At 70.3% G+C, this 26567-nt stretch carries 24 protein-coding genes; 12 read left to right on the top strand and 12 right to left on the bottom strand.

Annotated features, from left to right (window positions below):
• The first annotated feature begins 144 nt into the window (after window positions 1-144).
• The 7 genes from IEY14_RS23795 to IEY14_RS23765 all read left to right on the top strand — a co-directional run bounded on the left by IEY14_RS23795 (window position 145) and on the right by IEY14_RS23765 (window position 9342).
• Window positions 145-1719 carry an amino acid permease gene (locus IEY14_RS23795; RefSeq protein ID WP_188913013.1) on the top strand — a complete coding sequence of 525 codons (1575 nt, stop codon included), beginning with the start codon at window positions 145-147 and terminating at the stop codon, window positions 1717-1719.
• A gap of 26 nt (window positions 1720-1745) precedes the next feature.
• Window positions 1746-2513: an SDR family NAD(P)-dependent oxidoreductase gene (locus tag IEY14_RS23790; protein ID WP_188913012.1), complete on the top strand. Its 768-nt coding sequence runs from the start codon at window positions 1746-1748 to the stop codon at window positions 2511-2513.
• Between the two features lie 13 nt (window positions 2514-2526).
• Complete coding sequence (locus tag IEY14_RS23785) at window positions 2527-3765, top strand: D-arabinono-1,4-lactone oxidase (protein WP_188913011.1); 1239 nt, start codon at window positions 2527-2529, stop codon at window positions 3763-3765.
• A 49-nt stretch (window positions 3766-3814) separates the two neighbouring features.
• Window positions 3815-4780, top strand: a complete 966-nt coding sequence (locus IEY14_RS23780) for an acetylxylan esterase (protein WP_188913008.1) — start codon at window positions 3815-3817, stop codon at window positions 4778-4780.
• On the top strand, window positions 4777-5508 hold the full coding sequence (locus IEY14_RS23775) for an esterase family protein (RefSeq protein ID WP_188913006.1): 732 nt from the start codon (window positions 4777-4779) through the stop codon (window positions 5506-5508). Before IEY14_RS23780 ends, IEY14_RS23775 begins: the two co-directional genes overlap by 4 nt.
• Window positions 5509-5752: 244 nt before the next feature.
• Window positions 5753-7966: a putative bifunctional diguanylate cyclase/phosphodiesterase gene (locus IEY14_RS23770; RefSeq protein WP_188913004.1), complete on the top strand. Its 2214-nt coding sequence runs from the start codon at window positions 5753-5755 to the stop codon at window positions 7964-7966.
• 374 nt (window positions 7967-8340) lie between these two features.
• The gene (locus IEY14_RS23765) at window positions 8341-9342 is read left to right on the top strand and encodes a phosphotransferase enzyme family protein (RefSeq protein WP_188913002.1); all 1002 of its coding nucleotides are present in this window, start codon (window positions 8341-8343) and stop codon (window positions 9340-9342) included.
• Between the two features lie 240 nt (window positions 9343-9582).
• Here IEY14_RS23765 and IEY14_RS23760 read toward each other — a convergent pair whose 3' ends face one another.
• Window positions 9583-9972: a VOC family protein gene (locus IEY14_RS23760; RefSeq protein WP_188913000.1), complete on the bottom strand. Its 390-nt coding sequence runs from the start codon at window positions 9970-9972 to the stop codon at window positions 9583-9585.
• 111 nt (window positions 9973-10083) lie between these two features.
• Between IEY14_RS23760 and IEY14_RS23755 the strand changes: the two genes are divergently transcribed.
• From IEY14_RS23755 to IEY14_RS23745, 3 genes are all read left to right on the top strand, one after another.
• Entirely contained in the window at window positions 10084-10854 is a 771-nt protein-coding gene (locus tag IEY14_RS23755; RefSeq protein WP_188912998.1) for a DeoR/GlpR family DNA-binding transcription regulator, read from the top strand.
• Between the two features lie 72 nt (window positions 10855-10926).
• Entirely contained in the window at window positions 10927-11604 is a 678-nt protein-coding gene (locus IEY14_RS23750) for a class II aldolase/adducin family protein (protein ID WP_188912996.1), read from the top strand.
• A 32-nt stretch (window positions 11605-11636) separates the two neighbouring features.
• Window positions 11637-12410: an SDR family NAD(P)-dependent oxidoreductase gene (locus IEY14_RS23745; RefSeq protein ID WP_188912994.1), complete on the top strand. Its 774-nt coding sequence runs from the start codon at window positions 11637-11639 to the stop codon at window positions 12408-12410.
• A gap of 296 nt (window positions 12411-12706) precedes the next feature.
• On the opposite strand, the gene IEY14_RS23740 is transcribed toward IEY14_RS23745, so the two are convergent.
• The 9 genes from IEY14_RS23740 to IEY14_RS23700 all read right to left on the bottom strand — a co-directional run bounded on the left by IEY14_RS23740 (window position 12707) and on the right by IEY14_RS23700 (window position 21622).
• Window positions 12707-13204 (bottom strand): Lrp/AsnC family transcriptional regulator, encoded by a 498-nt coding sequence (locus tag IEY14_RS23740; protein WP_188912993.1) that lies wholly within the window; start codon window positions 13202-13204, stop codon window positions 12707-12709.
• Between the two features lie 148 nt (window positions 13205-13352).
• Window positions 13353-14108: a glucose 1-dehydrogenase gene (locus IEY14_RS23735; RefSeq protein ID WP_188912991.1), complete on the bottom strand. Its 756-nt coding sequence runs from the start codon at window positions 14106-14108 to the stop codon at window positions 13353-13355.
• Entirely contained in the window at window positions 14105-14524 is a 420-nt protein-coding gene (locus IEY14_RS23730; protein WP_188912988.1) for an ester cyclase, read from the bottom strand. Before IEY14_RS23730 ends, IEY14_RS23735 begins: the two co-directional genes overlap by 4 nt.
• Before the next feature lie 184 nt (window positions 14525-14708).
• On the bottom strand, window positions 14709-15305 hold the full coding sequence (locus tag IEY14_RS23725) for a glutathione S-transferase family protein (protein ID WP_188912986.1): 597 nt from the start codon (window positions 15303-15305) through the stop codon (window positions 14709-14711).
• Window positions 15305-16258, bottom strand: coding sequence for a glutathione S-transferase family protein (locus IEY14_RS23720; protein WP_188912985.1), 954 nt, complete (start codon window positions 16256-16258; stop codon window positions 15305-15307). The genes IEY14_RS23725 and IEY14_RS23720 overlap by 1 nt, the downstream gene beginning before the upstream one ends.
• Window positions 16259-16295: 37 nt before the next feature.
• The gene (locus IEY14_RS23715; RefSeq protein WP_188912983.1) at window positions 16296-17501 is read right to left on the bottom strand and encodes an iron-containing alcohol dehydrogenase; all 1206 of its coding nucleotides are present in this window, start codon (window positions 17499-17501) and stop codon (window positions 16296-16298) included.
• Between the two features lie 129 nt (window positions 17502-17630).
• Window positions 17631-19103: an aldehyde dehydrogenase family protein gene (locus tag IEY14_RS23710; RefSeq protein ID WP_188912980.1), complete on the bottom strand. Its 1473-nt coding sequence runs from the start codon at window positions 19101-19103 to the stop codon at window positions 17631-17633.
• 364 nt (window positions 19104-19467) lie between these two features.
• The gene (locus tag IEY14_RS23705) at window positions 19468-20415 is read right to left on the bottom strand and encodes a LysR family transcriptional regulator (protein WP_188912979.1); all 948 of its coding nucleotides are present in this window, start codon (window positions 20413-20415) and stop codon (window positions 19468-19470) included.
• Between the two features lie 46 nt (window positions 20416-20461).
• Window positions 20462-21622 (bottom strand): CaiB/BaiF CoA transferase family protein, encoded by a 1161-nt coding sequence (locus IEY14_RS23700; protein ID WP_188912978.1) that lies wholly within the window; start codon window positions 21620-21622, stop codon window positions 20462-20464.
• A gap of 202 nt (window positions 21623-21824) precedes the next feature.
• On the opposite strand from IEY14_RS23700, the gene IEY14_RS23695 reads away from it, so the two are divergent.
• Both IEY14_RS23695 and IEY14_RS23690 read left to right on the top strand, forming a co-directional pair.
• Window positions 21825-22643 (top strand): HpcH/HpaI aldolase/citrate lyase family protein, encoded by an 819-nt coding sequence (locus tag IEY14_RS23695; protein ID WP_188912977.1) that lies wholly within the window; start codon window positions 21825-21827, stop codon window positions 22641-22643.
• Window positions 22640-24181 carry a fumarate hydratase gene (locus IEY14_RS23690; RefSeq protein ID WP_188912976.1) on the top strand — a complete coding sequence of 514 codons (1542 nt, stop codon included), beginning with the start codon at window positions 22640-22642 and terminating at the stop codon, window positions 24179-24181. The genes IEY14_RS23695 and IEY14_RS23690 overlap by 4 nt, the downstream gene beginning before the upstream one ends.
• A gap of 243 nt (window positions 24182-24424) precedes the next feature.
• Here the strand turns inward: IEY14_RS23690 and IEY14_RS23685 are convergent, their stop codons facing one another.
• On the bottom strand, window positions 24425-25393 hold the full coding sequence (locus IEY14_RS23685; protein WP_188912975.1) for an N-acetylglucosamine kinase: 969 nt from the start codon (window positions 25391-25393) through the stop codon (window positions 24425-24427).
• On the bottom strand, window positions 25383-26543 hold the full coding sequence (locus tag IEY14_RS23680; RefSeq protein ID WP_188912974.1) for an SIS domain-containing protein: 1161 nt from the start codon (window positions 26541-26543) through the stop codon (window positions 25383-25385). The genes IEY14_RS23685 and IEY14_RS23680 overlap by 11 nt, the downstream gene beginning before the upstream one ends.
• Window positions 26544-26567 lie beyond the last annotated feature (24 nt).

Raw genomic sequence — 26567 nt, 5'->3', positions numbered from 1 at the left:
AGCCCTTTGGTGACATTGCCACTTCTTTGAACCCGCCTCCAAACTGGGCGCTCGGGACGGCGCCGGGCCGGGGAGGGGCTTCGGCGCCGCCGGGCGGCGGCATCGCCGCCCGTCCCAGCCCTTCGCGGAATCCGGAGAACTCGCATGTCGACAACCCGCACCGTCTCGCCGCCCGCCACTTATACGGACGACCAGAAGCACACGGACATGCAGGCCCTGCATTCGATGGGCTATGCGCAGGAGCTGGAGCGGCGGATGAGCCGCTTCTCCAACTTCGCCATCTCCTTCTCGATCATCTGCATCCTGTCCGGCGGCATCAACTCGCTGGCCCAGGCGACGGCCGGCGCCGGCGGGGCGGCCATCGGCATCGGCTGGCCGATCGGCTGCGCCGTGTCCGCCGTCTTCGCCATCGCCATGGCGCAGATCGCCTCGGCCTATCCGACGGCCGGCGGCCTCTATCACTGGGGCTCGATCCTCGGCAACCGCTTCCTCGGCTGGCTGACGGCCTGGTTCAACCTGCTCGGCCTCGTCACCGTGCTCGGCGCCATCAATGTCGGCACCTACTACTTCTTCTTCGGCGCCTTCGGTCCGATGCTCGGCATGGCCGACACGATCGAGACGCGCATCCTCTTCCTCGCGGCGATCACCGCCGTCCAGGCGCTGATCAACCATTTCGGCATCGGCCTGACGGCGAAGCTGACCGATTTCTCCGGCTCGCTGATCCTCGTCACCTCCGTGGCGCTGGCGCTCGCCTGCCTCGCCTTCGCGCCCTCCTGGGATGTTGGCCGGCTCTTCACCTTCCACAATTATTCGGGCGCCGCCGGCGGCAATGTCTGGCCGGAAATGTCGACGGGCTGGGCCTTCCTTCTCGGCCTTCTCCTGCCGATCTACACGATCACGGGCTACGACGCCTCGGCCCATACGTCGGAGGAAACGCGCGACGCCGCCAATTCCGTGCCGCGCGGCATGATCTCGGCGGTGCTCTGGTCGAGCGTCGCCGGCTATATCGTCCTCTGCGCCTTCGTCCTGATGATCCCGGACATGGACGCGGCGGCGGCGCAGGGCTGGAACGTCTTCTTCTGGGCGATGGATTCGCAGGTGCCGGGCGCCATCCGCAACATCCTCTATGCCGCGATCTTCGTCGCGCAGTTCCTGTGCGGCCTCGCCACCGTCACCTCGGTCTCGCGCATGATCTTCGCCTTCTCGCGCGACGGCGGGCTGCCGGCCTCGAAGGCCCTCGCCAAGGTCAGCCCGCGCTTCCGCACGCCGGTCGCGGCGATCTGGACGGGCTCGATCCTCTCGGTCCTCTTCGTCTGGGGCACCTCGCTGATCAGCTTCGGCGAATCCTCGGCCTATGCGATCGTCGTCTCCTGCACGGTGATCTTCCTCTTCTTCTCCTTCGCCATCCCGATCGCCGCCGGCCTTCTCGCCTATGGCGGCCGCAAATGGCCGCAGATGGGCCCGTGGAACATCGGCCGGGGCGCCTTTGCCCTCGCCGCGATCCTCTCGATCCTCGCCATGGTGCTGATCTTCGTCCTCGGCGTGCAGCCGCCGAACGGCAACGCGCTCTACATCACGCTCGGCTTCTTTGTGATCGCCGGCATCGTCTGGCTGGTCTTCGAGCGACGCCGCTTCGCCGGCCCGCCGATCGGCGACGAGATCGCCAAGCGCCAGGCGGCGATCAAGGTGGCGGAATCGGCCGTCGGCGAGACGGCCTGACAGGCCGCGCAAGGGAGGCGCCCGCAATGACGAAACGCTTGCAGGGCCGGAGCACGCTCGTCTCCGGCGGGGCGGATGGCTGCGGCGCGGCGGCGGCGCGGCTCTTCGCCCGGGAAGGAGCGCGTGTGGCGATCGTCGACCGCCAGCGCGACAAGGGCGAGGCGCTGGCCGAGGCGATCCGCGCCGAGGGCGGCGAGGCGATCTTCGCCGAGGCCGACGTCTCCAGGCGCGAGGCGGTGGACGCGGCGGTGGCGAAGGCGGCCGCCGCCTTCGGCCCGCCGGTCGCGCTCTTCAACCATGCCGGCTCGATCGTGGTGAAGCCCTTTCTGGAGACCACGGACGAGGATTACGACTGGCTGATGGACGTGAATGTCCGCTCGATGTTCCTGATGACGCGCGCCGTCCTGCCCGGCATGATCGCGGCGGGCGGCGGGGCGATCGTCTGCACTTCCTCGATCTCGGCGGTGGCGGCGACGCCGGCCGAGGTGCTCTACGATCTGACCAAGGGCGCCGTGCATATGTTCGCCCGGGCGATCGGCGTCGAGTTCCGCGACCGCAACATCCGCTGCAACGCCGTCTGTCCGGGCTTCATCGCGACGAGCCACGGCCATCGCGAGGTGGAGCAGCTCACCCGCTACGGCGTCGACGCCTCGGAAGCGGCGATCGCGGCGGGCCAGGGGCGCATGTGCCGGCCGGAAGAGGTGGCGAGCGCCGCCCTGTTCCTCCTCAGCGACGAGGCGAGCTTCGTCAACGGCGCCCATCTCTTCGTCGATAACGGCTTCACCGCCATCTGAGGAAGCGGCCACGATGGCATTCGAGAAAGGCGGCCTCTGGCGCAACTGGGTCGGCAACCAGTCCTGCATCTCGCGCTACAAGGCGGAGCCGACGGAGGAGGCCGAGCTTTGCGAGATGGTGGCGGAGGCGGGCCGCCTGGACCTGCCGGTCCGCGTCGCCGGCTCCGGCCATTCCTTCACGCCGGTCGTCGGCACGACGGGGCTGCGCCTGTCGCTGGCGGGAATGACCGGGGTCCTTGCCGTCGACGGCACGCGGGTGACGGTCGCGGCCGGCACGCGCATCGGCGATGTGGGGCGGGCGCTGAAGGAACTCGGCCTGTCGCTCGCCAACCAGGGCGACATCGACAGCCAGGCGATCGCCGGCGCCTTCACCACCGGCACGCACGGCACCGGCGCGACGCTCGGCTGCCTCGCCTCGCAGATCGCCGGCCTGCGCCTCGTCCAGCCGGACGGCTCGGTGCTGGCGGTGGACGGTTCGGACCCGGACCTCCTCCTCGCCTCCCGCGTCTCGCTCGGCACGCTCGGCGTCATCTCGGCGATCACGCTCGACACCGTGCCCGCCTACAATCTTCACGAACATCTCTGGCGCGACGATTTCGAGACCTGCATGGCGCGCCATGACGAGCTGGCGGCGACGCATCGCCATTTCGGCTTCTTCTGGTGCCCGGTGCCGGAAAGCCGCCATCTCTACTGCCTCGCCGACACGCGCGACGCGCCGCTTTCGACGACGCGCGCCACGGCCGATGTCTGCGAGATGAAGGTGATGGACATCACCGACCGGCCGGCGCTCGAATCGCCCTTCGAGCGGATCGCCTATTCGTCGGAGATCTATCCGATCGACTATGTGCCGAACTTCCACGAGCTCGAATATGCCGTGCCGGTGGAGCACGGGAAGGCGGCGGTGCGGGCGGTGCGCGAACTGATGCTGACCAAGCATACGAACTGCATCTATCCGATCGAATATCGCTTCACCGCCGGCGACGAGGCCTGGATGAGCCCCTTCCACCGGCAGGATTCGATCACGCTCTCCGTCTCGGGCGGGCCGGGCATCGACTATTGGGACTACCTGCGCGATGTCGACGCGATCCTGCGGCGCTACGGCTCGCGGCCGCACTGGGGCAAGCTGCATTTCCTCGACACCGAGGACGTGACGGAGCTCTATCCCCGCGCCGACGACTTCCGCGCCTTGCGCCGCCGCCTCGACCCCGCCGGCCGCTTCCTCAACGACCATGTGCGGATGCTGCTCGGCTAGGATCGGCCGGCCGCTTGTCCCCGCTCGCGCGGCACGCGACAAGCGCGCCATGAGCATTCCGACCGACCACTCCTACGGCTTCGATCCGACCCATGGCATGGGGCTCGACGCGCTGCGGGCGCTGCGGGCCCCGGCCGCGCCGTCGGGCTTCCGCGAGTTCTGGGAGGCGCGGTATCGGCGGGCGCTCGCCGTCGAGCCGCGCCCGCGCCTTTCGCCCGACTCCAGCGACCATCCCGACTGGCGGGTCTTCGACCTCGCCTTCACTTCCACCGACGGCTGCGCGATCGGCGGCTGGCTCCTGCTGCCGCGCCGGGGCGAGGTGCGGCGCGGCCTCGTCGTCGGCCATGGCTATGGCGGGCGCGAGGCGCCGGATCTCGACCTGCCGGTCGAGGCGACGGCCCTGCTCTTTCCCTGCTGTCGCGGCCTGTCGCGCAGCCGGCATCCGGCGATCTCCGCCAATCCGGCCTGGCATGTGCTGCACGACATCGACAAACCGGAGCGCTACGTGCTCGGCGGCTGCGTCGAGGATCTCTGGCTCGCCGTCTCGGCGCTTCTCGCGCTCCATCCCGAAATCGCCGGCCGCGTCGGCTATAGCGGCATCAGCTTCGGCGGCGGAATCGGCGCGCTCGCCCTCGCCTTCGACGCGCGCCTCGATCGCGGCCAGCTCACCGTGCCGACCTTCGGCAACATGCCGCTCTGGCTGAGCCTGCCCTCGATCGGCAGCGCCGCCGCCGTCCAGGCCTATCGAAGGCGGCACCCGGAAGTGGCGGAGACGCTGGCCTTCTTCGACGCGGCCAGCGCCGCGACGCTGATCACCGTGCCGATGCTCGTCGCGCCCGCCCGCTTCGACCCGGCGGTCGCCCCGCCCTGCCAGTTCTCGATCGCCAATGCGCTGGCGTCATCGAGCCTTCATGAAAGCTTCATCCTGGATGCGGGCCATACCGACTATCCTGGCATGGCGGATCAGGGAGCCATGCTTCGCGAGAGGGTCGGCGAATTCTTCCGGGCACCATGAGGCGCGATTATCGACGCTGGTACAGTTCGCGGCTCGATCGCGACATGGAACTCCTGATCTTCGGCCATGCCGGCGCGAAGGTGCTGATGTTTCCGACGCGCGAGGGCCGTTTCTGGGAATACGAGACGCTGAACCTCGTCTCCAGCCTCGCCGACAAGGTGCGGGCGGGCCATCTCCAGCTCTATTGCATCGAGGGGCTGGCGCGCGAGAGCTTCTACGACGCCGGCCGCCATCCGGCCGAACGCATCCGCCGCCATGCCGCGCTCGAGGACTACGTGCTGCACGAGGTCCTGCCGCTGATGGCGGCGCTGAACGGCCATGACTGCACCATGGCGATGGGATGCAGCCTCGGCGCCTTCCAGGCGGCGAGCCTCGTCTTCCGGCATCCGCATCTCTTCCGCAAGCTCGTCGCGCTCTCCGGCCGCTACGACCTGACCTTGCGGGTCGAAAGCTTCGGCGACCTCTTCGACGGCTATTACGACGACGACATCTATTTCCGCACCCCGACGCATTTCCTGCCGGGTCTCGCCGGGGGCGACTGGCGGCTCGAACGGTTGCGCGAGCTCGACATCGTTCTCGCGATCGGCGATGCGGACCCCTTCCTGGAGAACAACCGGCATCTCAGCCGTCTGCTTCACGAGAAGGCCGTGGGGCACGCCTTGCATTTCTGGAACGGACGCGCCCATAGCGCGGGCGCCTGGCGGCGGATGGCGGCGCTCTACGTCTGACGCCACGGGCGCCGCCGGCCGCCGGCCGCGTCGCGCCCTTGCCGCCGACTTGTTTATGACGCGCTAACCTTGCCGCCAACTCGCGACGAAAAAACGTGGTGGAGAATGTGGGCGGCAAAATATCAGCCGGCCAATCAACCATTCCTAGAGACCGTCTCCGCAAAATCCCTTCTAAGTAGATCGGGGCCGGAGCGCCCGGCGCCGTTGCGCGGGGCCGGCGGCAGGACGATGGGAGGATCGACGCTTGACGTTCAAGACCGGCAGTCCCGACGTGCTCAAGCTTCTCAGCCGCCATGCCGGCGTGGGTCTCTTCGACGCCTTCATCGTCGACGGCGACCCGTTCCATCCCGACAGCCGCTGGGCCTATTCGGCGGAATATCGCCGGCTCGTCGGCCATGACACGGAAGCCGGGTTTCCCGACCTCTATCAATCCTGGCGCGACCGCCTCCATGCCGACGACGTGGACGCGATGCTCAAGGAACTGGGGCGGCTCTTCACCGACACCGCCCCCGTCACCCATTACGACGTCAAGTTCCGCCTGCGCCATGCCGACGGCAGCTATCGCTGGTTTCGCGGGATCGGCGGCGTCGTCCACGACGCGCTGGGCATGCCGACGCGCATGTGCGGTTCGCTGATCGACATCCAGGAGGGCGAGGCGGCGGCGGCCGAGATCCGTCGCGACGCGACTTCCGAGATGGAGCGCCTCGCCCATGCGCACGAGGCGAGCCGGAACCGCTTCCTCCAGATCGCGGCGGCCGCGCCGGACGGCATCTGCTGCACGGACGAGGCCGGCATCGTCACTTTCTGGAACGATGCCGCCGAAAGGCTGCACGGCATCCCGCGGGCCGAGATCCTCGGCCGCCCGGTCGACCGCGTGACGACCCGGGAGATCCAGGCCAAGGGCGATTTCCTGACCCGGGCCATGGCAGCCGTCGGCGGGATGAGGGAATACGAGCTCTTGGACCGCGAGGGCCGGCTTCTGCCCGTCGAACTCTCCACTTCGAGCTGGCTGGAGGGCGGGCGCCCCTGCTTCGGCTTCATCACGCGGGACGCGCGCGAGCGGAAGGCGCGGGAGGCGCGGCTGGCCGAACTCGCCCGCACCGATCCGCTGACGGGCCTGCCCAACCGCCCGGCGCTGACCCGGCATATCGCGGCGATCGAGGACACAGGCCCCTTCGCCGTGCTGATGATCGATCTCGACGGCTTCAAGGAGATCAACGACGCGCTCGGCCACGAGAGCGGCGACGCGGTGCTGAAGGTGGTGAGCGCCCGCATGCTGGCGACCGTCGTGCCGGACGACGTCCTGGCGCGCTTCGGCGGCGACGAATTCGCCCTCGTCGTCGCTGGCGAGAACGCGCTCGGCCGTTGCGCGGCCCTCGCCGAAGCGCTGATCGCCGCCATATCGCGGCCCATCCCGCTCGACGAGGCGGAAGTGCTGGTGGGCGCCAGCATCGGCATCGCCACGGCGCCGGATCATGGCACCGAGGCGACGGAGCTCCTGTCCTCGGCCGACAGCGCGCTCTACGCGGCCAAGCGCGAGGGGCGCGGCCGCTTCCGCTATTTTGCGCCCGAGTTGCGGCAGGCGGCGATCGATCTCGGCAATACCCGCCGCCAACTGCGCGCGGCGGTGGAACGGGGCGAGTTCGAGCTCTTCTACCAGCCGCAATATCGGCTGGCCGACCGCCGGCTCATCGGCGCCGAGGCGCTGCTGCGCTGGCGCCATCCCGAGAAGGGGCTGATGGCGCCGGCCGGCTTCCTGCCGGTTCTGGAAAAGAGCCCGCTCTCCATGGCGGTCGGCGACTGGATCCTCTGGGAAGCCTGCCGCCAGGCGGCCGAATGGCGGCGGCGGATGCCGGATTTCCGCATCGCCGCCAATCTCTTCGCCTCGCAGCTGCGGGACCCCGCCCTGCCGGAGAAAGTGGCGCGGGCGCTGGCGGCGCACGACCTGCCGGCCGAGGCGCTGGAACTGGAACTGCCGGAAACCGTGCAGCTTTCCGCCGATGCCGGGCTGAAGGCGCGGCTCGCCGACCTGAAGACGCGGGGGCTCGGCATCGCCTTCGACGATTACGGCACCGGCTACGCCTCCTTCGCCAGCCTGCGCGACTTTCCGCTGACGCGGCTGAAGATCGACCGCAGCTTCGTCCAGGGCATGATCGTCTCCGGTCTCGACGCGGCGGTGGTCGAGGCGATCCTGCTCCTCGGGCGCCGGCTCGGCGTCTCGGTCATCGCCGAGGGCGTCGAGACGATGGAACAGGAACTGCGGCTCGGCGACGGCGGCTGCCTGGAGGGTCAGGGCTATCTCTTCGGCCGGCCGGCGGCGGCGGGCGACTTCGCCGAACGCTTCCTGGCCGCCCCGGCCGGACCGGCGCCGCTCGACCGTCCGGCCCCGTTGGCGATGGCAAGCCCCGGCGCCTATCGGGCGGCCGACCTCCGCCACCCCGCCGCCGCCGGGCTGTGAAGACTTTCGCGCCCTTCCGGAGACCCGCTTGCCCTGCCGCTTCGTCATCCCGGCCTTGAGCCAGGATCCATTCCAAGCCGGTCGCGACGGGCAGGAAACGACGCGGAGGGAGGCCGCGTCTCCAACCTCATCCCTGCGGTTTCGTGGACGGCATGGGTCCCGGCTCAAGGCCGGGACGACGAAGCTGAAACGCAGTCGATAAAGATCATAACAGAGGTGCGGTGGTCGAAGTGCCTTCGCGGACGCTGCCAGGCCGGTCGCCCTTCGCCGCCGCCCGACCCCTTCGCGCCGTCCCCGGACCTCTGCTAGGAGCACCGGCCGAGTCGATCGGCGAGGCGCGGCGCCTCCGGCGGCGGTGAAGACGAGGATTCTCCATGCTCTACGACGCCGCCTTCCTGGCCCGGCTCGCGGCGGATCTGCGCGGCCTCCTGCCGCTCTGGGGCTTCGGGCCGGCGGCGGCACTTTCGCTTCTGACGGTCTCGGAAAACGCCACCTTCCTTTTGAAGGAGCCGGACCGGCGGCTGATCCTGCGCGTCCATCGGCCGGACTATCACACCGAAGCGGAGATCGCCTCGGAGCTTGCCTGGATCGAGGCTTTGCGCGCGGCCGACGTGGTCCCGACGCCTCGCCCGGTGCCGACGCGCGACGGAAAGCTGCTCGTCGCCTTCGAGAACGGCGACACGCGGCGCCATGTCGTCGCCTTCGAGCATCGGGGCGGGCGCGAGCCGGAGGCGGGGGACGACCTGCCGCGCTGGTTCCGCCATCTCGGCGCGATCAACGCCCGCCTGCATCGCCATGCCAAAAGCTGGACCCGGCCGGAAAGGTTCACCCGCAAGCGCTGGAACTTCGCGACGATCCTCGGGTCCAGGGCTTACTGGGGCGACTGGCGCGATGCCTTCGGCCTCGACGCGCCGGGCCGCGCGGTGCTGGAGCGCCTGCATCGTCGTCTCGAAGCGGAAACGGCCGCCTTCGGCGAGGCGGAGGACCGCTTCGGCCTCGTCCATTGCGATCTGCGCGCCGCCAATCTTCTGGTCGAGGGCGAAGAGATGGCGGTGATCGACTTCGACGATTGCGGCTTCTCCTGGTTCGGCTACGACTTCGCCGCCGCCGTCAGCTTCATCGAGCACGAGCCGATCGTGCCGGCGCTGATGGAGGCCTGGCTGGAGGGCTATCGCGCCGTCGCGCCCTTCGCCGAGGCGCAGGCGGCGATGCTGCCCGCCTTCGTCATGCTGCGCCGGATGCAGCTCACCGCCTGGATCGCCTCGCATGCCGAGACCCCGACCGCCAAGGCCCTCGGTCCGGCCTATACGCAAGGCACCGTCACCCTCGCCGAGCGCTACCTCGCAGCCCGTCCGGCGCGGATCGCCTTCGCCTGAGACCGGCACCGGCGAAGGACGGGCGCGGCTCCGCCATTCCCTGACATCGGGGGAGGGCGCGCCGCCGCGCGCCGCGCTATAGATCGGTCACGGCCCCGGTTCGAAGCGAGACGCATGACAGGACCCGATGCGAGGGCGGCGACGCAAGCGCCGAACCGTCTGCCCGGCACCAGCTCGCGACAGAACGTCCGCCATCGGCGCCTCCTGGTCCGGAGGCCGGCGGCGCGACGGCGGCCGAGGTCAGGCCGCGACGAACTCGACCTTGATCCGGTCCGGGTCCTCGACGAAGAGCGCGTAATAGTCGTCGCCGCCATTCGCGAAGGGATAGCGGTCGTCGTAGAGGCAGGAGACGCCGGTCGCCTGGCAATGATCGCGGAGCGCATCGACGGTCGCCCGGTCCGCGACGCGGAAGGCGAGATGGTTGAGGCCGACCCCGCAGCGATGATAGGGCCGCGTTGCATGATTCTCGGCGACCTGCACGAAGGTCAGATAGGCACCGGGTCCGGCGGCGAGCGAGAAGCCCTCCGCCCAGCGGCCGGTCTCCGCATAGCCGATCCGGGCGAGAAGCGCCGACCAGAAGGCGTGGGACGCGTCGAGGTCCGAGACATAGATCTCGATGTGATGCAGCATGCCCGTCCTCTCCGCTGATCGTCGCTTCGCGCTCGTCTTGCGTGTTCTAGCCGGATTGCCGGGCGAGTCGCGAGGCGTGTCCGGCACTCTCTTTCGAAAGGTCGCCCGGCCGTGAGCCTTCTCCCCGACGAGCGCTTCCAGACGATCCTCGACCACCTGCGGCGCGACGGGCGGGTGCTCGTGGCGGAGGTGGCGCGGGCGCTTGCGGTCTCCGGCGAGACGGTGCGGCGCGATCTCCTGAAGCTGGAGGAGGCGGGGCTGCTCCGCCGCTGCCATGGCGGCGCCCTGCCGGCCCCGCCGCCGCAGGGCGAGGACCTGCCCTTTCCCGCCCGCTCGGTGCTGAACATCGCCGCCAAGCGCCGCATCGCGGCGCTCGCCGCGGCGGAGGTGCGGGATGGCGAGGCGATCATGCTCGATTCCTCCTCCACCGTGCACGAGATCGTCCGGCCGCTCGGCGCGCGGCGCGGCCTCACCCTCGTCACCAATTCGGTGGCGCTCCTGTCCGACCCGCATGCGATGCCGCACCAGCTTCTGTCGGTCGGCGGCGAATGGCGGCGCGAACTGATGACCTTCGCCGGGCCGCTGGCGGTGGAGGCGATCCGCCGCTTCCGCGCCGATCGCGCCTTCATCTCGGTGAAGGCCCTGTCGCCGGACGGCGGTCTTCTCGTCGCCAATGCCGAGGACGCGGCGCTGAAGCGCGCCTTCATCGACAGCGCGGCGCGCACGGTGCTGCTCGTCGACGGCGACAAGTTCGACGGGCCGGGGCTCCTCACCGCCGCTCCGCTTCACGCCGTCGATCGGATCGTCACCGATCGCCTGCCGGACGAGCGCTGGCGCGCGGCGCTCGACGATGCCGGCGTCGCGCTCGATGTGGCATCGTGAGGGGATATGTGGATTTCTGTTGATTTGTGACCGTGCTTTTGCGAGGGTCCGGCGCGGGCAGGGACGGACATCATGAGCGACACGATCGAAGCGCTGCGGCGCGCCATCTGCGATATCGGCCGGCGGGCCTGGGACAAGGGCATGGGCGCCGCCAATGACGGCAATATCAGCGTGCTTCTGGACGACGACACGCTGCTCTGCACGCCGACCGGCGTCTCCAAGGGCTTCATGACGCCAGACATGATCTGCCATATCGGCCGCGACGGCGCGCCGCTGACGGATTCGCGCTGGAAGCCCTCGACCGAGACGCGCATGCATCTCTGCGTCTACGACGCGCGGCCGGACGTGCGCGCCGTCGTTCACGCCCATCCCCTCTACGCGACGGTGCACGCGATCTGCGGCAAGCCGCTCACGCAGCAGATCATGCCGGAATCGACGATGTTTCTCGGCGAGGTGCCGCTGGCGCCCTACGGCCTGCCCTCCACCGAGGAACTGTCGGACGCGATCCGGCCCTATCTGGAGCGCCACGATGCCGTGCTTCTGGAGAATCACGGCGCCCTGTCCTGCGGCCACGACCTGCAATCGGCCTGGTTCAAGATGGAGGCGCTCGATTACTACGCGAAGGTCGTCTATCTCGCCGCCGGCTATGGCGGCGCCCAGGAATTCGACGCGCGTCAGGTCGAGCGGCTGATCGGACTGCGGCGCGACCGCTTTCCCTCGCCCGGCCGGCACCCGTTCATCACGCCCTGAGACCTCAATCCGTTCTGGGAGGGACGACACGCATGTATGCCGAGAAGATGCGACTGGACGGCCGGATCGCCGTCGTCACCGGGGGCGGGCGCGGCATCGGCCTCGCCATCTGCGAGGCGCTGGCCGAACATGGCGCCGAGGTGATCATCGCCGATATCGATCCCGAGATCGGGGCGCGCGGCCAGGCCGCGCTCGCCGAAAAGGGCTACCGGACAAGCGTTCATCCGCTCGACGTGACGAAGCCGGCCGAGGTCGAGGCGCTGGCGGCGGAGCTCGTCGCGCGGCACGGCCGCGTCGACATCCTCGTCGCCAATGCCGGCATCGCCCGTTCGGGCGTCGCGGCGGAGGATACGGAGGACGAGCGCTGGCTGAACGTCAACGACGTGAACTATAACGGCGTCTTCTGGTGCAACCGCGCCTTCGGCCGCCACATGCTGAAGGCGGGCCGGGGCGCCATCGTCAATATCGGCTCGATGTCGGGCATCATCTCCAACCGCCCGCAGAAGCAGACCTATTACAACGCCGCCAAGGCGGCGGTGCACCAGCTCACCTCCTCGCTCGCCGCCGAATGGGCGGATCGCGGCGTCCGGGTGAACGCGGTGGCCCCGACCTATATCGAGACCGAGATGACGAGCTACCGTCACGACAATGACGGCATGATCGACGTCTGGCTGCGCGACACGCCGATGCACCGCATGGGCAAGCCGGACGAGATCGCCTCCGTCGTCCATTTCCTCGCCTCCGACGCCTCCAGCCTGATGACCGGCACGACGGTGGTGGCGGATGCAGGCTTCACCTGCTGGTAGGCCGCTCGGCGCCCGTGCCATCCGCGAAACGGGGAGGCCGCCGCCCGGCCTCCTCCGTCTTCCCGAGCCTCATACCATCGCGCCTTCGCCGAGGCCCGCTCACCTCACCGCATCGTCATCCCGGCCTTGAGCCGGGATCCATTCCAAGTCGGTCATAACAGGTCGGGACCGGTGCGGAAGAACGCGCATCTCCACCCCTATCCATGCGGTTCCGTCGAGGCATGGATCCCGGGTCGGGCCCGGGATGACGAAGCTGAAGCGGGATCACCAGAGATCAGCGCATCAGCGCGCCGATATCAGCCCTCGTCGCGGAACAGGATGCCGAGCGGCAGTTGCGCCTTATCGATCGGCGTGCGCAGGACGATGTAGCTGAAATATTTTGCGATGCCGATATTGCGGTCGAGCAGGGCTTCGATCACCTCCTGGTAATGCGGCAGGCCGCGCGTCACGAATTTCACGAGATAGTCGTAGCCGCCGCTGATCAGGTGGCATTCCATCGCCTCCTCGACGCGGCGCAGCGCCGCCTCGAAGGTCTGGAAATATTCGCGCGTATGGCCGTTGAGGGTGATCTCGGTGAAGACCGTGACCGTCTCGCCGAACTTCGCCAGCGCGATCTGCGCGCCGTAGCCGGTGATGTAGCCGGCCTGCTCCATCCGCTTCACCCGCTGCAGGCAGGGGCTGGCCGACAGGCCGACGGCCTCGGCCAGCATGACATTGGTCATGCGCCCGTTGCTTTGCAGCTCGGCCAGGATCTTCATGTCGATCCGGTCGAGCCGAGGGGGGGAGGGGGACATGGCGCGATCCTCGGGGCTCATCCAGGGCGGCGGCGAGAAGCCCGGCCCCTCGCATCCGCCCCGTGCCTTGTTGCCTCCGAATCCGCGAAAAGGCGAGCGCCCGCCCGCGAAAAAGCCGGGGCGCCGCGGGCCTTGGCCCGTCGTCGCCTCAGACGGTACGGCCGCCATCCACCTCCAGCACGACGCCGGTGACGAAGGCGGCCTCGTCGGAGGCGAGATAGAGGCAGGCGCCCGCGACGTCGTCGGGCTCCGACAGGCGGCCGAGCGGGATGGTGGCGATGAATTTCGCGCGGTTCTCCGGCGTGTCGGGCAGGCCCATGAAGCTTTCGAGCAGGGCCGTCGCGCCGATCACCGGGGCGACGGCATTGACCCGGATGCGGCGCGGCGCGAGCTCCACCGCCAGCGAGCGGCTGAGGATGTTCACCGCGCCCTTCGTGCCGTTGTACCAGGTGAGGCCGGGGCGCGGCCGGATGCCGGCCGTCGAGCCGATATTCACCACCACGCCGCCGCCCTGGGCCGCGAACTGGGGCAGGCTCGCCTGGATCGAATGGAAGATCGACTTGACGTTGATCGCGTAGACGCGGTCGAACTCCGCCTCCGTCACCTCGTCCAGCGGCTTGTTGCGATGCGTCCAGCCGGCATTGTTGACGAGGATGTCGAGCCGGCCGCCATGCGCCACCGTGGCGGCGACCGCGCGGTCGAAATCCGCCCGGCGCGTGACGTCGCCGGCAAGGCTCGCCGCCGAGGCCCCGATCTCCTCCGCGACGCGGCGCCCGCCCGCCGCGTCGAGATCGAGGATCGTCACCTTCGCGCCCTCGCGGGCGAAACTCCGGGCGATGGCGGCGCCGAAGCCCGAGGCGCCCCCCGTCACCAGTGCCGACTTGCCGGCGAGCCGCCCGGTCATATCGCGGTCACTCCGAGCTGTTTCAGGAGGCCGAGATTGTCGAGCAGCGCCCAGTGCTCGACGAGCTTGCCGTCGCGGAACTGGAAGAGGTCGAGCACGCCGATGTCGATCGGCCGGCCGGTCGCGGCAAGGCCCATCAACTCGCCGCCATGCGTGCCCTTCACGCGCAGCCGCACCAGCACCTTCTCGCCCTCGGCGATCACGTCCTCGATCGGCAGCTCCATGTCGGGAATGCCGGGATGCAGGGCGTCGGCCAGCTGCTTGACGCCCTCCGGCCCGCGCACCTCGAAGGGCAGGCCGGGATCGTGGCGCCGGAATTCGGGCGCGATATGCTCCCGCCACCAGGCCTCGTCGCGCCGCATGAAGGCGGCGAAATAGTCGCGCGCGAGCTGCTTGTTCTCGCTTTCGGTCGCCATGTCGTCCTCCCGAGATTGTTAGCGGCGTCGAAGCCGCGTCCCTCTCCCGAATCGGGAGAGGATGCCGGCAGGCGGGTGAGGGAGGCGTAGGACGCAAACGGTAGCGCTCTACGCTTCCCTCATCCCCCTGCCGGGACCTTCTCCCGGCTCGGGAGAAGGCGAAGTGGCATTGTCCCGCACCCCTTCAGATGTAGGGTGCGGTCGTCTCGAAGGCCGGGCGCTCGGCGACCTTGGCCCGCAGCGCGTCGAGGCGCGGCAGGGCGGGCGCCCAGGGCGCGTCGCGAAAGCGCAGGCGCAGATAGTCGAGCGCCACGATCGTGACGATCACCGCGACGTCCGGCGTGCCGCCGTCATAGGCCGGCGGGTCCGCCTCCAGCGCCCGGAAGCCGTCGAGAATGGTGCGCCGCCGGCGCAGGCCGACGCGATGCTCGCCGAAACCCGGATCGACCTGCATCGTGTTGGTGACGATGTTCGCCATGGCGTCGACGACGCCCATCGCCCGGCCGGCGAGGCTGATCGTCCGGTCGAGCGGGCCGGCGAGAAGCGAGGGCTCCGGCACCTTCTTCTCCAGCCAGAGCAGGATGAGGAGGCTCTCGGTCAGCGGCAGGCCCTCGCCCGTCGCGAGCGTCGGCACGCGCGCCGCGCTGTTCAGCTTCAGAAGCGCCGGATCGTCGGCCCAGGGGTTGACGATCTCCGTGCCGGACAGGTCGAAGCCCTTCTCGCCGAGCGCGATCCGCGCGATCCGCGCATAGGGCGAGGTCGTGTTGGTGAGAATCCGCATCAGGCGGCTGCCGCCGTGGCGCCGGGCGCCGCGTCGCGCTTCAGCGCGCTGTAGCCGAAGCGCGGGAAATGGACATGCACGGTCCCGACCCGCGCGTTCTCGTGCCGGATGACGATCTCGCGCGCATCGGCCGCGACGAGGATGCCGGCGATCGGATCGTTGGCGTCGTCGGTGCGGATGATGACGGCGTCGCCGGCGGCAAGACCGGACGGATCGTTCTCGGCGACGCCCGTCACCGCCTCCGGCTCGGCGTCGCGGGCAAGGGCGAGGGCGGCCTCGGCGCCGAGCGGCACGCGCTCGCCATGGCCGAGCGCGGCGACGCGCGCCATCCAGGCGAGGATCGTCGGCGTGAAGGGCAGGAGCCGGTCGGCCTCCTCCCCGGCATGGCTGCGCACGAACCAGAGCGTGTGATAGGCGGACAGATCGGCGGCGGACTCGCCCGGCCCGAGCAGGAAGGCCCGCCCGTCCTTCAGGATGTCGGCGAGATGGCCCATCTGCGCCGAAACGCGCTGGCGGTTCAGGGGAAGATCGCGCAGCGAGGCGGGTTTCGTGAAGTCGTGGCCCATGAAGGCGATGCGGTCCTCGATGAATTCCGGCGGCACGCCGTCGCCGATGATCGAGGTGGCGATCGAGGCGGCCGGGATGAAGCAGGTCGTGTCGGCCCACCAGGAGAGGATCGCGGCAAGCCCGGCCTGGCCCGCCGGATAGAGCGTCGGCTCGGGAAAGCGGCGCTCCAGCTCCTGGAAGATCAGCAGCGTGTCGCAATAGATGTCGGCGCCGATCTGGAGCACCGGCGAGCGGCGATAGCCGGCGGTCAGCGGCGCCGTGTCCGGGCGCGGCGGCCAGATCGGCGTCTCCACCGAGGACCAGGCGAGCCCCTTGTGGCCGAAGGCGAGGCGCACCTTCTCGCCGAAGGGCGACAGGTCGTAGTGATGCAGGATCAGGTCTGGCATGGCGGTTCCTCCCAGAACGCGGCTTGATCTCTCGCCCTCAGCCGAGGCAGCGCTCGAAGATCTCTTCGGCCTGACGAACGGTCATCTTGCGCGCCGAGGGGCAGGCGATGACCGTGTGGTCGTTGGTGCTTTTCGGATCGAAGTCCCGCGCCGCGATGCCGGCATAGAGGCCGGGCACGGCGCGCTCGGCCATCTCGCGCACGCGGGCTCCCGGCAATTGCTCCGGCGTGAAGCGCTCGGGGAAGCCGATGTCGCGGTAGAGGTCGCGGATCGCCTCGGCGCAGCCCTCGATGATGCCGGCGCGGGTGAGCCCCTGCGTCTCCACCTTCAGCGCCTCGGCGAAGGGCTTCACCTTGTCCGGCAGGACGGCGAGATTGAAGGCGACGACATGCGGCAGAAGCACGCCGACGCCATAGGGATGGGGCAGGTCGAGATGACCCTCCAGCGGCAGGGACAGGGCATGGCCATGGCCGAGCCGCGCATTGCCGCAGGCGATGTTCGCCATGCAGGAGGCGACGAGATTGGCCTCCCGCGCCGTCTCGTCATCGGTATTGATCGAGGCGCGGAGCGAGCCGTATTGCAGGCCGACCGCGTGAATCGCCAGCGCGTCGGTGATCGGCGAGCCGATGGCGCTGAAATAGGCCTCCGCCGCATGGGTCAGCGCGTCGACGGCGGGCAGCGCCGCGACGCGCATCGGCAGCGAGCGCAGCGTCACCGGGTCGAGGATCGCCGCGTCCGGAAAGCTGAGGGGACCGCCGCCGAGCAGCTTCAGATGCCGCTCCTCGTCCTTGACGATGGTCCATTGCGAGACCTCGGAGCCGGAGCCGGCCGTGGTCGGCACCATGATCATCGGCAGGGCCTTTTTGTCGAACTTGCCGACGCCGGTGCATTCGGCCATCGGCTTGTCGTTGGTGGCGACGATGGCGATGCCCTTGCCGGTGCACATCACCGAGCCGCCGCCGATGCAGACGACGCCATCGATCCGCTCCTGGCGCACGCGCCGGCCCTCCGCGTCGATATGCGAGCAGCGCGCGTCGATGCCGCATTCGTCGAAGCGGGCGATCTCGATGCCGGCCTCGGCCAGGGAGGCCAGCGCGGCGGCGTGGAAATCCTGGTTCGAGATGACCGGATCGGAAACGACGAGGACGTGGCTCATCTTCAGGTCGCGCGCCAGCCGGCCGATGGTGGCGAGCGAGCCCTGGCCGGCGACGATGCGCGTCGGCATGTAGAAATTGCTGATCAACGACCTCTCCTCCCGGTCCGCCGCGGCCCTGTCGCCTGCCGGAACTCTGGCGCGGCGCCGGCGGGCCGCGCCAATAGGGCTTTTGTCCATCCCTCATCGCCGCGCCCTATGGCGTGGCGGCAGCGGGCGTCAGCCGTGCTTGACGATGGTGGTGCGCAGCGTCGAGGCGTCGTGCAGCGCCGCGAAGCCCTTCTCGCGGCCATGGCCGGACTTCTTCATGCCGCCGAAGGGCAGCTCGATGCCGCCGCCCGCCCCGAAGGCGTTGATATAGACTTGGCCGGCCTTGATGCCGCGCGCGACGCGCAGTGCCCGGTTGCCATCGAGCGACCAGACGGCGGCCATCAGCCCGTAATCGGTGCCGTTGGCGAGGCGCACCGCATCGGCCTCGTCCTCGAAGGGCAGGACGGAAAGGACGGGGCCGAAGACCTCCTTCGTCGCCAGCTCGTTGGCGCGCGGCACCGGGCCGTAGATGCGGGGCGCGAGGAAATAGCCGCCCGCCGGCACGCCCTCGGCGATCCGGCCTTCGGCGAGGACCGGCACGGAGGCTTCCTCCGCGCGGGCGAAGAAGCCCTCGATCCGCCGCTTCTGCGTGGCGTTGATGACGGGGCCGAGATCGCGGTCCATCTCGGGCGTGCCGGCGGTGAGCTTGCCGAAGCGCTCGGCCAGCGCCTCGACCACGCGCTCGTAGGACGCCTTCTCGACGAGGACGCGCGAGCCGGCCGAGCAGGTCTGGCCGGCATTCTGCACCATCGTATTGGCGATCACGGTCGCGGCCATGTCGAGATCGGCATCGCCGAAGAGGACATGCGGGCTCTTGCCGCCGAGTTCCAGCGTGCAGCCGATATGGTTCCGGGCGGCAGCGGTCTGGATCAGCGTTCCGACTTCGGGGCTGCCGGTGAAGGAGATGAAGTCGATGTCCGGATGGCCGGACAGGGCCGCGCCCGCCTCATCGCCGAGGCCGGGCACGATGGCGAGGGCGCCCTCCGGGAAGCCACATTCGGCCGCGAGCTCGGCAAGGCGCAGCGGCGTGAGGCAGGCATCCTCGGCCGGCTTCACCACGCAGGCATTGCCCATGGTGAGCGCCGGGCCGACGGTGCGGCCGAACATCTGCGCCGGATAGTTCCAGGGAATGACATGGGCGGTGACGCCGTAGGGCACGCGCTCGGTGGCGACGAAATAGCCGGGCTGGAAGGGAATGGTCTCGCCATGCACCTTATCGGCCGCGCCGCCGTAGAATTCGAAATAGCGGGCGGTCGCCACCATGTCGGCCCGCGCCTGCTTCATCGGCTTGCCGGTGTCGCGCGCCTCGATCAGCGCCAGCTCCTCGGCATGGGCCTCGATGGCGAGCGAGAGCTTCGTCAGAAGCCGGCCGCGCTCGGTGGCCGAGAGCCGCCCCCAGGCGCCGCCCTCGACGGCGCGGCGCGCCGCCTTGACGGCGCGGTCGACATCCTCCGCCCCGCCCGCCGCGATCTCGGCGAAGGCGACCCCTTCCGCCGGCGCCACGACCGGCACGGTGCGGCCGGACGCCGCCGGGCGCCAGTCATTGTCGATGAAGACGCCCTTGGCGGCGCTGATGGTCTGAGGATCGGCGTGGATGTTCATGGGGGCGCTCCTCGCATCCGTGGTCCGAAAGGCGCGGCGGACGCGCCGGACGGCGAGCCCTCCGAGCTCCAGCCGTCCTCCCCGGCGCGTCCGCGCGACCGGCTCGAGCCGAGGTATCCGCCTCCTGGCCCGCGACCGCCAAGACAAGTTTGCGCTTTCCCGCATAGGCCGGCGCTATGGCCTATGTCGAACGGTTGAAGAGCGGGGAGCGGCGCGGGAAGCTTCGCCTTCTCCCGAGCCGGGAGAAGGTCGCGGCAGCGGGATGAGGGAGTGACGGGCGCCAACGCCGGCGCCCTACGGCTCCCTCACCCGCCTGCCGGCACCCTCTCCCGGCTCGGGAGAGGGACGCGGTGGCGCGGTCGGTTCAGCCGCTGACCCGCATCTGCGCGCCGCTCCAGGCGCCGGAGCGCACGAGGTCGCGCAGGGTGCGGCGGCAGAGGGATTCCACGGCGCGGACCGCCTGGGAGAGCGGCCGGTCGATCGGCTCGACCAGGTGGACGGTGCGCAGGAAGGCCGGCTCGAAGGGCCAGGCGCGCAGGCGCCCGTCCTCCGTCTCGCGCCGGATGGCATGGGCGGGCAGGACCGAGAAGCCGAGGCCGCGCTCGACCAGCGTCTTGATCGCGCCATAGGCGTCGATCTCGATCGCGGCGCCGAGACGCGCGCCCTCGGCCGCCGCCTTTTCCTCCACCAGATCGCGCAGGCCGTGGCCGGGGCTCGGCAGGATCAGCGGCAGGCCGGCCAGCGCGCCGATCGGCACCGGCGCGCCCGCCGGCGGCAGGGCATCTTCGTCGGGATCGCCGGCCGGGCCGAAGAGATGCAGCGCCTCCGACAGGAGGCCGATGGAGCGCAGGCCCCGATCCTCGACGAAGGCGTAGAGCAGGCCGAGATCGACGCGCCCGAGGCGCAGCCAGTCGAGGACGTAGCCGCTCATCGCCTCGGCGATGCGCAGCTTCACCTTCGGCAACTGCTCCCGCGCGGCGAGGACGAGCGGCACGCCGAGCACCTGGGCGATGGAGGAGGGCAGGCCGAGGCGCACCTCGCCGGCGGGCTCCAGGCCGCTGCCGCGGATCTCGCGCTCGGCCTCCTCGAACTGGGCGACGATGGTGCGGGCATTGCGCAGGAGGATCTCGCCCGCCTCCGTCGCCTGCACGCCCTGCGGCGTGCGGAAGAGCAGCGGCACGCCGAGATCGGCCTCCATGTTGCGGATATGCAGGCTGAGCGAGGGCTGCGCGACGTTGAGCCGTTGCGCGGCGCGCGAGATCGAGCCGCTTTCGACGATCGCGACGAAGTAACGAAGCTGCCTGACATCCACGCGCGAATCCTCCCCTCGAGGAAGATAGCCCGCGCGCGGGTTGCCGTCAGGCGCGGCGTCGGGCCGCGCCGTCCATCGCGCCGCCGGCGCCGAATTCGCGCCGCAGCGCCTCGCTGTGCTCGCCGAGCGCCGGAACCTTGCGGAATTCGGCGTCGCGCCCGTCGAAGCGGGCGCCGGGCGCCAGATGGCGCACCGGTCCGGCCGGCGTCTCGACCGTGACGAAGCGGTTCTGCGGATGGCTCGCCAGATCCCGCATCGAGCTGACGCGGCCATAGGCGATGCGGGCGCGCTCCAGGCGCTCGATCATCTCCGCGCGGTCGGCCTTGGCGAAAGCGCCGGTGACGATGGCGTCGAGATGCGCGCGGTTGGCGACGCGGTGGCTGTTGTCCTTGAACAGGGGATCGGTCGCGACCTCGGGGGCCAGGAGCACGTCGCGGCAGAGATTGACCCATTCGCGCTCGTTCTGGATCGAGAAGAGCACCGCCGCCCCGTCGCGGCAGGCATAGGCGCCGTAGGGCGCGATGGTCGGATGGTTGAGGCCGCTGCGCGCCGGCTCCTTGCCGCCATAGACATATTGCAGATACGGCACGTTCATCCAGTCGGCGAGCGCGTGGTAGAGCGACACGTCGATATGCCGGCCCTCGCCGGTCCGGCCCCGGCCGATCAGCGCTTGGAGCACCGCCTGGAAGGCGGTCATGCCGGCGGCGATGTCGCAGACCGAGACGCCGACCCGCGCCATGCCGTGCTCGTTGCCGGTGATGGTCGACAGGCCGCTTTCCGCCTGGACGAGGAGATCGTAGGCCTTCAGGTCGCGATAGGGACCCTCGACGCCGTAGCCGGAGATCGAGCAGGTGATGAGGCGCGGGTTGCGCCGGCGCAGCGCCTCGGGCGCAAAGCCGAGCCGGTCGATGACGCCGGGCGCCAGATTCTGGACGAAGACATCCGCCCCGTCGATCATCCGGCGGAGCACCGCCTGGTCGTCCGCCTCCTTCAGGTCGAGGCAGATCGATTCCTTGCCCCGGTTCAGCCAGACGAAATAGGCGCTCTCGCCCATCACCAGCCTGTCGTAGCCCCGGGCGAAATCGCCGTCCGGCCGCTCGACCTTGATGACGCGGGCGCCGGCATCGGCGAGCCGGCTCGACAGATAGGGCGCCGCCACCGCCTGCTCGACGGAGACGACGACGAGATCCTGGAGATCGGTGTTCAAGGCCGGCGCTCCCGATGAAGACGAAACGTTTCCGGACCTTAGCGAGCGGAGGGCGGGAGCGGCCAATAGCGATGTCCTTCCTTGTCCATAGCGCTCCGCTATGGGCCGGGCCGCGATAGGGCGAAGCTATGAGGGACCACGCGAAACGCTATTTCCGCCAGGCGCCCGACGGACGCAGAGAGAGGAGGGGAGGAGGAAGCCCATGCCGTCCGCCATCGACAATGCCGCGCTGTTCCTGTTCGTGCCGGCCGACCGGCCGGAGCGCTTCGCCAAGGCCTTCGCGGCCGGGGCGGAGGCCGTGATCGTCGACCTGGAGGACGCCGTCGCGCCCGGCGCCAAGGATGGCGCGCGCGCCGGCCTCGCCGATGCCGGGGCGATGGTCGCGTCGGCGCCTTGCCCGGTGCTCCTGCGGGTCAATCCGGTCGGGGCCGCCGGCCATGCCGCCGATCTGGCGCTCGCCGCCGAACTGCCCTTCGCCGCGCTCGTCCTGCCGAAGGCCGAGGGCGCGGACGAGGTCGAGGCGGCGCGGCGCGCGACGGGCAGGCCCGTCGTCGCCCTCGTCGAAAGCGCCAAGGGGATCGCCAATGCCCGGGCGCTCGCCGGCGCCGCCGGCCGCCTCGCCTTCGGCTCCTTCGACTTCGCCGCCGATCTCGGCTGCCGCCACGAGCGCGAGGCGCTGCTTCTCGCCCGGCTGGAACTCGTGCTGGCGAGCCGGCTCGCCGGCCGCGCCGGGCCGGTGGACGGCGTGACGGCGGCGGTGCGCGACGAGGCCGCGATTCGGGGCGACGCCGCCTATGCCGCCGGCCTCGGCTTCGCCGGCAAGCTCCTCATCCATCCGGCGCAGATCGCGCCGGCCCGCGCCGGCTTCGGGCCGGGCGCCGAGGAGATCGCCTGGGCGACCCGCGTCCTCGCCGCCGGGCGGGCGGGCGGCGCGGTGGCGCTCGACGGCGAGATGGTGGACGCGCCGGTGCGGCTTCGGGCCGAGACGCTGCTTCGCCGTGCCGGGGGAGGCGCGGCATGAGCGCCCGCCCGCCGATCCGCGAGGCCGATCTCGTCGCCTCCGTCGCCGATGCCCTGCAATATATCGCCGTCTATCATCCGCCGAGCTTCGTGAAGAGCCTCGCGGAGGCCTATGAGCGCGAGGCGAGCCCGGCGGCGCGCGACGCCATCCGCCAGATCCTGATCAATTCGCGCATGGCCGCCTTCGGCCGCCGGCCGATCTGCCAGGATACGGGAACCGTGAACGTCTTCGTCAAGCTTGGCCTCGGGGCGCGGATCGAGACGACGCGCCCGCTCGCCGAGCTCATCAACGAGGGCGTCGCGAAGGCCTATACCGATCCCGACAACCCCTTGCGCGCCTCGATCGTCAGGGACCCGCTCTTCGGGCGCAAGAATACCGGCGACAACACGCCGGCCGTCGTGCATTTCGACGTCACCGCCGGCGACGCGCTGACGATCACCGTCGCGGCCAAGGGCGGCGGTTCGGAGAACAAGGCGAAATTCGCCAATCTCGCCCCCGCCGCCTCCGTCGCCGACTGGGTGGTGGAAACGGTGGAGACGCTGGGCGCCGGCTGGTGCCCGCCGGGCCTTCTCGGCATCGGCGTCGGCGGCACGGCCGAGAAGGCGATGCTGATGGCCAAGGAAGCGCTGCTGGAGCCGATCGACATGGCCGAGCTTCTCCGGCGCGGGCCCGCCTCGCCGCTGGAGGAACTGCGGCTCGAGATCTACGAGCGGGTGAATGCCCTCGGCATCGGGGCGCAAGGGCTCGGCGGGCTGACGACGGTGGTCGACGTCAAGCTCCGCTCCCATCCCTGCCATGCCGCCTCGAAGCCGGTCGGGCTCATTCCGCAATGCGCCGCCGACCGCCATCTCACCTTCACGCTCGACGGCTCGGGGCCGGCGAGGCTGGTGCCGCCCGACCTGTCGCTCTGGCCGGAGCTCGACAGGGCAGAGGCGGAGACCAAGGCCCGCCGGGTCGATCTCGATCGCCTGACGCAGGAGGAGGTCGCGACCTGGCGCGCCGGCGAGGCGCTGCTTCTTTCGGGGCGGATGCTGACCGGGCGCGACGCCGCGCACAAGCGGCTGGCCGAGATGATCCGGCGCGGCGAGCCGCTGCCGGTCGATCTCCGCAACCGGGCGATCTACTATGTCGGGCCGGTCGATGCCGTGCGCGACGAGGTGGTCGGCCCCGCCGGCCCGACGACCTCGACGCGGATGGACGGCTTCACCGATCTCGTCCTCGATGCCACGGGCCTTCTCGTGATGATCGGCAAGGCGGAGCGGGGGCCGGCGGCGATCGACTCGATCCGCCGCCATGGCGCGGCCTATCTCATCGCCGTCGGCGGCGCCGCCTATCTCGTCGCCAAGGCGGTGAAGGCGGCCCGCGTCCTCGCCTTCGAGGATCTCGGCATGGAGGCGATCCACGAATTCGTGGTCGAGGACATGCCGGTGACCGTCGCGGTCGATACGGAGGGCACCTCGATCCACCGCACCGGCCCGCCGCAATGGCGCCGACCCGCCATCACCCATGCCGGCGCGCCGCTCGCATCCTCGTCGTGATGCGACAGTCTCGCCGCGCCGTCGCGGGTGGCCTCTCGCCCTCCGCCTCGTCATCCCGGGCTTGACCCGGGATCCATGCCAAATCGGCTATGGCAGGGCATGGCGGGCGACAGGAGGGACAGATTTCCGACGTCTTCGAACGGAGAGGCAGAGGCATGGATCCCGGGTCAAGCCCGGGATGACGACGCGGATAAGGAAGTGGCAGGCATTGAGAGGCCTCGCTGTCGGCGGAGCGGAAGACCTTCAACCGTCGAACGGATTCGTCTCCTTCTCGAACGCCCGCCGCGCATTGAGGGCCGCGCCGAAGGCCGGGGAATGGAGGGGGGCGACGAGGCGGTAGGGTCTCGGATCGGCCTCCAGCCGTGCCGCGAACAGCGCGGGCAGCGGCGAGCCGGCGGAAAAGAGGCCGCCTGACCAGGAGACCGGGACACGCTCGTCCGCCGCGAAGCCGAGGCCGGCGCGCGTCGTCGCGACCAGCAGCGCCAGTTCCGAGGCGGCATCGCGGAAGAGCCCTTCCGCCGTTTCGTCGCCCTCGGCCGCCGCTTGCCCCACGAGCCGCGCCAGCGCCGCGATCGCCGTCCGCCCGCCCTGCCAGCGATTGTGCACGATGTCGACCAGTTCGAGATCGGCGCGAAGGCCGAGATGCGAACGCAGCCGGTCGTAGAGGGGCGTCCGCGAAAGGCGACCGTCGCTCATGCGCGAGAAGAGGCGCAGCGCTTCCCGGCCGATCCAGAAGCCCGAGCCCTCGTCGCCGACGATCTCGCCCCAGCCGCCGCAGCGCAGGCCCCGGCCGCGCCGCTCGCCATAGGTCATCGAGCCGGTGCCGCCGATGACGTTGATGCCGTCGGCAAGGCCGAGCGAGCCGGCCCAGCCGGCCACCATGTCGTTGTCGCAGGACAGGCGGCCGTGGCCGAGGGCACGCGCCGCGAGGGCGTCGAGCCGGAGGATCGCGTCCGGCACCTCGCCATAGGCGGGCAGGCCGAAGAAGGCCCGCGCGATCTCGTCGCGCGAGAAGCCCGCCTTGCCGCAGATCTCGGCGATGCCCGCCGCCAGCACCCGCTCCACCTCGGCGAAGCCGACCGACAGGAAGGCGGAGGTGCCGGTCTCGGCTTCGGCGAGCACCGTGCCGGCGCCGTCGATGAGGCAGAAGGCCGTCTTCGTGCCGCCGCCGTCGACGCCGAGAAAGGCGGCGCCCGGCGCCTCAGCCGGCATAGGGATGGATGGTGACGCCCTGGACGACGCGGTTCACCTCGCCCGATGGGAAGGGATTGTCGACGCTCTTGCCGAGCGCCAGCGAGGCCTGGAGGGCGAAGAGCTGGGCGTGGACGAGAAGCGGCAGCGCCGCCTGCCAGTCCGGCAGGCCGGCGAGCGCCGGCAGGGTCCAGGCGCCGGTGCCGCTCCCGGCCGCCTCCGCGCCGATGGCGACGACCTGGCCGCCGCCGAGCTGGCCGGCGAGCTCGGCGAGGATGTCGCGGTCATAGGCCCTGGCATGGGGATCGTTCGCGACGAAGACGAAGGCGACGCAGCGCTCGTTCAGCAGCGCCTTCGGCCCGTGGCGGAAGCCGAGCGGCGTGTCGGCATAGGCCAGCGCCTCGCCGGCGGTGAGCTCCATCACCTTCAGCGCCGCCTCGCGGGCGAGGCCCTTGAAGGCGCCGGAGCCGAGATAGACGATCCGCTCGAAGCGTCGCGCGGCGAGGGCGCCGATCTCCGGCGCGCGCGTGCCGAGGACGCTTTCGGCGGCGAGCGCCAGCGGCTCGGCGAGGTCGGAAGGGGCCGTCGCGCCGGTCAGCGCCAGGGCGGCGGCGAGCATCATCGAGGTGACGCTCGACGTCATCGCGAAGCCCTCGTCGTTCGAGCCGTCCGGCATCAGGAGCACGAGCGAACCCGCCGCGCCCTGGTGGCGGCGGAACAGCTCGCCCTCGCCGTTGCAGGTGACGATCAGGTGATGGACCTCGCCGAGGCACTGGTCGGCGAGCTCCGTCGCCGCGACGCTTTCCGGGCTGTTGCCGGAGCGCGCGAAGGAAACGAGGAGAACGGGACGCCCGCCGGCGAAGGCATCGGCGGGACGGGCGACGATATCCGTCGTGGCGATCGCCTCGACGCGCCGGCCGAGCGCCGCCGAGAGATCGGGGGCGAGGATCTCGCCGGCGAAGGCCGAGGTGCCGGCCCCGGTCAGGACGACGCGCAGCTCGGGGCGGGCGAGCAGGGGATCGAGAAAGGCTGCGATCTCCGCCCGCCGCGCGGCGATGCCCGCCGCCGTCTCGCGCCAGAGGCGCGGCTGCTGGGCGATCTCGCGCGCCGTCGCCACCGCCTTCTGCCGCTCGATCTGCGCCGGATCGAGACCCAGGATCGTGGTCGTCATGTCTGTCCTCGCGTCTGTCGCGCG

The organism is Aureimonas endophytica (assembly GCF_014642635.1).
Lineage (GTDB): Bacteria > Pseudomonadota > Alphaproteobacteria > Rhizobiales > Rhizobiaceae > Plantimonas > Plantimonas endophytica.
This window is presented reverse-complemented; position numbering and strand designations above follow the sequence as displayed.

Bases quoted from the DNA above. Each gene is read 5' to 3' on its own strand.
- IEY14_RS23795 (WP_188913013.1), top strand. From the start codon at position 145: ATGTCGACAACCCGCACCGTCTCGCCGCCCGCCACTTATACGGACGAC.
- IEY14_RS23790 (WP_188913012.1), top strand. From the start codon at position 1,746: ATGACGAAACGCTTGCAGGGCCGGAGCACGCTCGTCTCCGGCGGGGCG.
- IEY14_RS23785 (WP_188913011.1), top strand. From the start codon at position 2,527: ATGGCATTCGAGAAAGGCGGCCTCTGGCGCAACTGGGTCGGCAACCAG.
- IEY14_RS23780 (WP_188913008.1), top strand. From the start codon at position 3,815: ATGAGCATTCCGACCGACCACTCCTACGGCTTCGATCCGACCCATGGC.
- IEY14_RS23775 (WP_188913006.1), top strand. From the start codon at position 4,777: ATGAGGCGCGATTATCGACGCTGGTACAGTTCGCGGCTCGATCGCGAC.
- IEY14_RS23765 (WP_188913002.1), top strand. From the start codon at position 8,341: ATGCTCTACGACGCCGCCTTCCTGGCCCGGCTCGCGGCGGATCTGCGC.
- IEY14_RS23760 (WP_188913000.1), bottom strand. From the start codon at position 9,972: ATGCTGCATCACATCGAGATCTATGTCTCGGACCTCGACGCGTCCCAC.
- IEY14_RS23750 (WP_188912996.1), top strand. From the start codon at position 10,927: ATGAGCGACACGATCGAAGCGCTGCGGCGCGCCATCTGCGATATCGGC.
- IEY14_RS23745 (WP_188912994.1), top strand. From the start codon at position 11,637: ATGTATGCCGAGAAGATGCGACTGGACGGCCGGATCGCCGTCGTCACC.
- IEY14_RS23740 (WP_188912993.1), bottom strand. From the start codon at position 13,204: ATGTCCCCCTCCCCCCCTCGGCTCGACCGGATCGACATGAAGATCCTG.
- IEY14_RS23735 (WP_188912991.1), bottom strand. From the start codon at position 14,108: ATGACCGGGCGGCTCGCCGGCAAGTCGGCACTGGTGACGGGGGGCGCC.
- IEY14_RS23730 (WP_188912988.1), bottom strand. From the start codon at position 14,524: ATGGCGACCGAAAGCGAGAACAAGCAGCTCGCGCGCGACTATTTCGCC.
- IEY14_RS23725 (WP_188912986.1), bottom strand. From the start codon at position 15,305: ATGCGGATTCTCACCAACACGACCTCGCCCTATGCGCGGATCGCGCGG.
- IEY14_RS23720 (WP_188912985.1), bottom strand. From the start codon at position 16,258: ATGCCAGACCTGATCCTGCATCACTACGACCTGTCGCCCTTCGGCGAG.
- IEY14_RS23710 (WP_188912980.1), bottom strand. From the start codon at position 19,103: ATGAACATCCACGCCGATCCTCAGACCATCAGCGCCGCCAAGGGCGTC.
- IEY14_RS23695 (WP_188912977.1), top strand. From the start codon at position 21,825: ATGCCGTCCGCCATCGACAATGCCGCGCTGTTCCTGTTCGTGCCGGCC.
- IEY14_RS23690 (WP_188912976.1), top strand. From the start codon at position 22,640: ATGAGCGCCCGCCCGCCGATCCGCGAGGCCGATCTCGTCGCCTCCGTC.
- IEY14_RS23685 (WP_188912975.1), bottom strand. From the start codon at position 25,393: ATGCCGGCTGAGGCGCCGGGCGCCGCCTTTCTCGGCGTCGACGGCGGC.
- IEY14_RS23680 (WP_188912974.1), bottom strand. From the start codon at position 26,543: ATGACGACCACGATCCTGGGTCTCGATCCGGCGCAGATCGAGCGGCAG.